The sequence below is a fragment of the Paracidovorax anthurii genome, from assembly GCF_003269065.1.
Lineage (GTDB): Bacteria > Pseudomonadota > Gammaproteobacteria > Burkholderiales > Burkholderiaceae_C > Paracidovorax > Paracidovorax anthurii.
In genome coordinates this window covers 1-7,933 of record NZ_QLTA01000096.1, presented here as the reverse complement: position 1 = coordinate 7,933, position 7,933 = coordinate 1, and the positions used below count along the sequence as shown (strand labels likewise).

The 7,933-nt window shown below is 72.0% G+C and carries 2 protein-coding genes; both read right to left on the bottom strand.

Annotated elements, in window-relative coordinates; translation table 11 throughout:
* Positions 1 to 6,650 (bottom strand): non-ribosomal peptide synthetase (locus tag AX018_RS23870; RefSeq protein WP_245951821.1); only part of this gene is annotated, 6,650 nt, incomplete at its 3' end.
* A partial coding sequence (locus AX018_RS23865; protein ID WP_146749437.1) for an AMP-binding protein occupies positions 6,647 to 7,933 on the bottom strand: 1,287 nt, incomplete at its 5' end. The genes AX018_RS23865 and AX018_RS23870, both read right to left, overlap by 4 nt.

Sequence of the window (7,933 nt, the reverse complement as noted above, 5' to 3'; positions counted from 1 at the left end):
GACACGTCGAAGCCGAACGGCGTCTTCTGCAGCACCGTGTCCCCCGCTCCCAGTCCATACGCCTGCTGCATCCACTCGATCCGGTTGGCCAGCGCTCCGTGCCGGTTCCCCGCTCCCTTGGGCCGCCCCGTCGAGCCCGACGTGTAGATCACGTAGGCCAGGCTCTCCCCGTGCAGCTCCACCTGCGGGTCGCCGGCATCGCCCACCTCCGCATCGCCTTGCAGCGGCAATTCCAGCACCGGCACCTCCTGCCCCTCGGGCAGGCAGTCCCTCGTCGCCTCGCTCGCCAGCACCAGCGCCGGCGCGCAGTCCCCCACCATGTACGCCAGCCGCTCCGTCGGCAGCTCCGGGTCCAGCGGCACGTATGCGCCTCCGGCCTTCATCACCCCCAGCAGCGCCACCACCAGCTCCACGCTCCGAGGCAGCAACACCCCCACCAGAACGTCCGGGCCCACACCCCTCTCGCGCAGCCGGTGCGCCAGGCGGTTCGCCCGCTCGTTGAGCTGCCCGTACGTCAGGCTCTCGTCCCCATACACCAGCGCCGGCGCATCCGCATGCCGCTGCGCACACGCCTCGAACCTCCGGTGCACCAGCCCGCTTCCCTGCAGCCGCTCGTCGTTGACCGACCACTTCCACAGGTCCTGCCTCTCAGCCTGCCCCAGCATCTCCACCTCCCCCACCGCCACCGAACCGCCTGATGACAGCGATTCCAGCAGCCGCACCAGGTGCGTGGCCAGCGCCTCGGCCTGCTGCCGCGACAGGCGCGCCGGGTCATGGCGCACCTGCAGGGTGAGCACGGGCTCCAGCATGGCCAGCACGGTCACGGGGTAATGCGTCTCCTCCTGCTGCGCGGCCACCCGCGCCTGCAGGCCGCCCGGCAGCGCGCCGCCCAGCGCCGCGTCCACCGGGTAGTTCTCGAACACCAGCAGCGTGTCGAAGAGCCCCGCGCCACCTTCCGCGCCGGCCCAGCGCTGCACGTCGTACAGCGGCGTGTGCTCATGCTCGCGGGCGCGAAGCGCCTGGTCCTGCAGGGATCGCAGCCAGTCCCCGACCTGTGCTCCAGGCTCGGGCGTGCAGGCCATCGGCAGGGTGTTGATGAACAGGCCCACCATGCGTTCGACGCCGGGCAGCTCGGCCGGGCGCCCCGCCACGGTGGTGCCGAAGACCACCGTCTCCTGCCCCGTGTGGCGCTGCAGCAGCAGCGCCCAGGCCGCCTGTACCAGCGTGTTGAGCGTCACGCGCTCGCGCTGGGCGAACGCCTGGAGCCGCTGCGTCCCCGCTGCGTCGAAGGTCCGCAGCGCACGGCCGGGCTCCACCGGGTTCTCGCCGCCGGCCCGGCCGGCCGGCAGGGCATCGATCAGGCGCGTCGGCTCCTGAAGGCCGCGCAGCGCATCGCGCCAATAGGCTTCGTCGGCCGCGGCGTCACGCGACTGCAGCCACTGGATGTAGTCGCCGTAGCGCCCCGAGGGCGCGGGCTGCGGCGCCCCGCCATAATGCCGCAGCACCTCGGCCAGCAACTGCGACGTACTCCAGCCATCCAGCAGCACATGGTGCAGGGTCCAGATGAAGTGGTGGCTCCGCTCCCCGGTGCGCACCAGCACGAAGCGCGTGAGCGGCGGCGCGGCGAGATCGAAGCCGCGCGCCAGCTCCTCGCCCGCACAGGCATCCAGGCGGGCACCCAGGTCGCCGGCACCGCGCGCATCCATGTCCCGCCAGGGCAGCGCCAGCGCGCGCTCCACCCATTGCAGGGGCCGCTGGCTGGCCGCGAGCACCCCGCTGCGCAGCACTTCGTTGCGCTCGAACACCGACGCCCAGGCTGCACGCAGGCGCTCGGTATCCAGATCCTCGAAATCCACCCGCAATTGGTTGGTGTAGGCCGCCGAACCGGGGTCAAGCAGGCATTGGAAAACCAGGCCTGCCTGCAGCGGCGAGAGCGGATAGAGGTCTTCCACCCGCGCCAGGTCCAGCCCTAGCCCATCGAGCCGCGCCTGATCCAGCCCCGCCAGGGGAAAGTCCGACGGCGTGGCGCCGCGGGGAGCCTGGGTGCAATGCGCGATCAGCGCCCGCAGCTCGCTCTCGAAGTCCTGCATCCACCGGCGCACAGTGGCCGCATCGTGACGCGCCGCGCTGAAGCCCACCTCCACCGACAACTCCGAACCGAGCACCCGGCCATTGACCGTGAACTCGTGCAGCAGCGGCGCGCCCCCATCCACCTCGGGCCCTGCCGGCTCGGGAGCCAGCGACCAGCCCAGCGCATCGCCCGGGCGCCCGTCGAACTGGCCCAGGTAGTTGAACACCAGGTGCGCACGGGGCAGCCCCTGCAGGGCCTGCCGCTGCTCCTGCGTGCCGAAATGGCGCAAGGCGCCATACCCCACGCCCTTGCGCGGCACCGCGCGCAGGCTCTCCTTCACGCGCCGCACGGCATCTTCCGGCGCACCCAGCGGCTCCAGGGCCACGGGGAAAAGCGAGGTGAACCAGCCCACCGTGCGCGAGAGATCCACGCCGGGGTCCAGCTCCTCGCGGCCATGGCCCTCCACGTCCACGAGGATGCGGTCGTGGCCGCTCCAGCGGCACAGGGCACGGCCCAGGGCCGTGAGCAGCAGGTCGTTGGCCTGCGTGCGGTAGGCCGCCGGGGCCTGCGTGAGGAAGGCCTGCGTCGCGGCACGGTCCAGGCGGATCGCCACCGTCTGCCGGTGCGCCACCGTGCACGGGCCGTCCGCGCGTTCGCAAGGCAGTTGCGCTGGGCAGTCCGCCAGCGCCCGCCAGTACGCCACTTCTTCCGGATGTTCCTGCCCATAGCGCCGCAGCACCCCGGCCCACTCGCCCGGCCCGCTCGATGCGGGCGGCAGGCTGACCGGAACGCCAGCGCGGCATTGCCGGTAGGCCTGCTCCAGGTCGTCCAGCAGGATGCGCCAGGACACGCCATCGACGATCAGGTGGTGCGCCACCAGCAGCAGGCGGGCATCGCCGCCCGGCAGCGTCACGGCCATGGCGCGCAGCAGCGGGCCCTGCTCCAGATCGAGGCTGCACTGGGCCTGCTCGCACAACACGCTCAGTTGCGCCGGGCCATCCGCCGCCCGCTCCCAGAGCATCTCGTCCCATTGCGCCCCGGCGATCTCCTCATGGCGCCGCACCCAGCCCCTGGGGCCCTGCGCGGAGAAGCCCTGCCGCAACGCCCCATGGTGCCGCGCCACCGCCCGCAGCGCATCCCGCAGGGCCCGCGCGTCCAGCGGCAGCGCACTGCGCAGCAGCACCGACTGGTTCCAGTGCTGCCGCACCGGCATCGGCATCGCGAAGAAATCCCGCTGGAACGGCAGCAATTCCACCTCCCCCTGCGCCTCGCCCGCCGCCGCGCTGGCCGCGGGCAGCGCCTGCAGCACGCCTGCGAGCTGCGCGATGGTCTGGCGCTCGAAGAGCTGGCGCGGCGTCGCCCTCCAGCCCGCCAGCCTCAACCTCGCCACGATCTGCAGGCTCAGGATCGAGTCGCCTCCCAGCTCGAAGAAGTTCTCGTCGCGGCCCACGCCAGGCCGCCCCAGTACCTCGCTCCACACCGCCTCCAGCGCCTCCTCACGCGGCCCCTGGGGAGCGCCGCCGCTGGCCGCGCCGGTGGGTTCGGCCGGCTCGGGCAGCGCCTTGCGGTCCACTTTGCCGTTGGCACTGAGCGGCAAGGCCGGCAGCACCATGAAGAGCGCCGGCACCATGTAGTCCGGCAGCAAGCGCGCCACCTGCTCGCGCAGCGCCTCCACGGTCAGGTCCGCCCCTTCCCGGGGTGCGGCATAGGCCACGAGACGCCTCCCGCCCCGCGCCTGCTCCCGTGCCACGACCACGGCATGCCGCACGCCGGGCGCGGCCATCAGCGCCGCCTCGATCTCGCCGAGCTCGATGCGGAAGCCCCGCACCTTGACCTGGTGGTCAATGCGGCCGAGGTATTCGATCTGTCCGTCCTCGCGCCAGCGCACCCAGTCTCCCGTGCGGTAGAGCCGCCCGCCCGGCGGGCCGAACGGATCGGCCACGAAGCGCTCCGCGGTCAACCCGGAGCGGGCCAGATACCCCCGAGCCAGACCCGCGCCTCCCAGGTACAGCTCGCCCGGCACGTGGCGCGGAACCGGCTGCAGGTGGGCATCCAGCACATAGGCCGTGCGGCCGGGCATGGGCTGGCCGATGGGCGCATAGGCCTCGGCAAAGGAGGTCTGCGCTTCCACTTTCCAGAGCATGGGCGTGACCACCGCTTCCGTCGGCCCGTAGCCGTTGATGAGCAGGCGCGGCCCCAGGTGCTCGCGCACCGCCTCGAAACCCTCGCGCGGCATCGCCTCGCCCCCGAAGGAGATCAGGTGCATCGCCGGGCGCTGCCCGGTACTGCGCGCCCAATCCGCGAGCTGGACCAGATACGCCGGTGGAAAGCCCGCGTGCGTGATGCCGCGCCCGCGCAGGGTGTCGAGGGTCTGCTCGGCCGTCCAGAGCCCCTCGTCCCGCAGCACCAGGGCTGCGCCGCAGGACAGGGCGGTGAAGAGCCGTTCGTGCGCGCCGTCGAAGGCGAAGGAGAGGAAGTGCAGCTCGCGCGAGCCCGGCCCCATCTCGTAGAGCACGGCCGTGTCGGCGCAGTGGGCTGCGAATGGACCGTGTTCCACCAGCACGCCCTTGGGCAGGCCGGTGGAGCCGGAGGTGTAGATCACGTACGCCGCATAGTGCGCGTGCACGGAGACGGCGGGCGGCGCATCGCGCTCTTCACCAGTGTCCTCCCACGCCAGGCAGGGGACGCCCGGCGGCAAGGGGATGCGCGCCTGCAACGCCGGCTGGGCCAGCAGCAGGGCCATTCCGCTGTCGCCCGCCATGTGGGCCAGCCGCTCCGCGGGGTATTGCGGGTCCAGCGGCACGAAGGCCGCCCCCGTCTTGAGGATGGCCATCAGGCCCACGACCATATCCAGCGAGCGCTCCATGGCGATGCCCACGCGGCGCTCCGGCCCCATGCCCATCGCGGCCAGCCGGTGCGCGAGGTGGTTCGCGCGGCGGTCCAGCTCCACATAGGCCAGGCGGCGGTCGCCGATCTCCACGGCCGTGGCCTCGGGCTGGGACCGTGCACGGCGCTCGAACTGGCGATGCACGGGCTCGGCCTGCGCTTGCGCGCGGGGAGGCTCGCCCCAGGTGCGCAGTTGCCGGGACTCCTCCGCGCCCAGCAGGGGGATGTCGCCCACGCACTGGCCCGGCTCACGCGCCAGTGCGCGCAGCACGGCCTCGTAGTGGGCCGCCATGCGCTCCACGGTCTGCGCGTCGAACAGGTCGCTCGCGTAATGGAATTCCAGCCGCAGCCGGCCTTCGCCATCCTCGATGGCGCTCAGCGTCAGCTCGAACTGGGCCGTCTGCCCGCCAAGCTCCCAGCGCGCGAGACGCAGCCCCGGCAAGCCGTCGAGCGCGCGGTGGTCCTGCTGCAGATGGTTGAACATGACCTGGAAGAGCGGCGGGGCCGACAGGCTCCGCTCCGGCTGCAGCGCCTCCACGAGCTGGTCGAACGGCAGATCCTGGTGGGCCTGGGCGCCCAGCGCGGCATCGCGCGCGGCCTCCAGCGCCTCGCCCAAGGGCATGCGCCCATGCAACGGCAGGCGCAGTACCTGGGTATTCACGAAGAGGCCGACCAGGCCTTCGGTTTCCACCCGGCCCCGGTTGGCCACGGGCACGCCCACGCGAATGTCGCCCAGCCCGCTCCAGCGGTGCAGCAGCACCTGGAAGCCGGCGAGCAACACCATGAAGAGCGAAGCGCCGTGTGCCTGGCCCGCGGCACGCAGGTCCGCGGCCAGCGTGGCCTCGGGGGCCCAGGCATGCCGGGCCGCGCGGTAGCGGCCATCGGCGCGGCGCGGCCGGTCGGTCGGCAACTGCAGCACGGGATGGTCTGTGCCCAGGCACCCGCGCCAGTAGTCCAGTTGGCGCTGCTTTTCTCCGGCCTCCATCCACTGCCGCTGCCATTGGGCGTAATCGGCATACTGGATCGGCAGCACCGCCAGCTCCGTAGGGCGCTCACCGGAAGCGGCGGCATGGCGGCGATAGCACCCAGCGAACTCCTCGACCAGCACGCCCAGGGACCAGCCATCGGACACGATGTGGTGCATCGCCACCACCAGGCGGTGCTCTTGGGCATCCACGCGCAGCAACAGCACCCGCAGCAGGGATCCGGCACCCAGGTCGAAGGGCGCCTCGCACACCTTGCGGGCCTCTTGCTCGGCACGCACGAGTCGCTGGCCGGACGGCAGGGAGGTCAGGTCGATGGAGGCCACGGCAAAATCGGCCGAGGCAAGCACGCACTGCGCCACGTGGCCCTGGGCGTCGGCCCGGAACACGGTGCGCAGCACTTCATGGCGGGCCACCACGTCCCGCCATGCGGCCTGCAGGGCGCCTTCGTCCAGCGCGCCCTGCATCACGAAGCCGCCCGTGATGTGATAAGCCGAGCCCTGCGGCTCCATCTGCCACAGGAACCACTGCCGCATCTGCGCGTACGAGAGCGCACTGGCCTGCGGCGGAACCTCGCGCGGCAGGATGGGGAACTGCCCCATCGCCAGGCCTTCCTCGCGCATCCTGGCGTACACGGCGCTGCGCTGGGTGTCCGTCAGGCGCATGAAGCGCCGGGCCATGGACTCGTACTGATTCGTTGCTTCGCTCATCCAGCGGTCTCCATATCGTCGATAAAGGCATCGAGGCGCGACAGCGCCTCGGTCACGGGGCGCTGCGGGCGGATCTGCTCCACATGCCGGGCCAGGTCCGCGAGCACGGGGAACTGGAAGATGTCGCGCACGGACAATTCGGCCTGCAGCGAAGACTGCACCCGTGCGGCAAGCTGCATGGCCATGAGGGAATGGCCGCCCAGCTCGAAAAAGTGATCGAAGCGGCCCGCGCGGTCCAGCCCGAGCAGTTCCGTCCATATGCGTGCGATGGCCAGTTCGGTCTCTCCCCGCGCAGCCTCGAAGGCCCTCTGCGCCCCCGCACCCGGCGCCGGCAGCGCCTTACGGTCCACCTTCCCGTTCGCACTCAACGGCAGCGCATCCAGCACCACGATCCGCCCCGGCACCATGTACTCCGGCAGCCCCCGCGCCAGCTCCCCGCGCAGCGCCTCCACCTCCAGCTCCACCCCCGCCTGCGCACTGCAGTACGCCACCAGCGATGGCGAGCCCCCGCCCGCCCCGGGCACCGCCACCACCACCGCCTCCCTCACCCCCGCGCTGCCCAGCAGCGCCGCCTCTATCTCCCCCAGCTCTATCCGCAACCCGCGGATCTTCACCTGGTGGTCCAGCCTCCCCAGGTACTCCAGCACCCCGTCATCCCTCCAGCGCACCAGATCCCCCGTCCTGTACAGCCTCTGCCCCGCCTCCCGCGGATCGGCCACGAACCTCTCCGCCGTCAGCCCCGGCCTGCCCGCGTACCCCCGCGCCAGCCCCACGCCCCCCAGGTACAGCTCTCCCGCCACACCCTGCGGCACCGGCTCCAGCCCCCCGTCCAGCACGTGCGTGCGCAGCCCCGCGATCGGCCTGCCTATCGGCACCGCCCCCCGGTCCTGCTCCCCGCAGCTCCAGTGCGTCACGTCGATCGCCGCCTCCGTCGGACCGTACAGGTTGTGCAGCCCCACTCCCTTGCGCCGCTCCAACACCTGCCGCACCGTCTGCTCCGCCAGCGCCTCCCCGCTGCACACGATGTGCCGCAGGCTCTCGCACGCCCCCAGGTCCGCATGCGCCAGGAACGCCTGCAGCATCGAGGGCACGAAGTGGATCGTGCTCACCCCGTACCGCCGGATCAGCTCCTGCAGCTGCGCCGGCTCACGGTGCGCTCCCGGCGGTGCCACCGCCAGCCTCGCCCCTACCGCCAGCGGCCAGAAGAACTCCCACACCGACACGTCGAAGCCGAACGGCGTCTTCTGCAGCACCGTGTCCCCCGCTCCCAGTCCATACGCCTG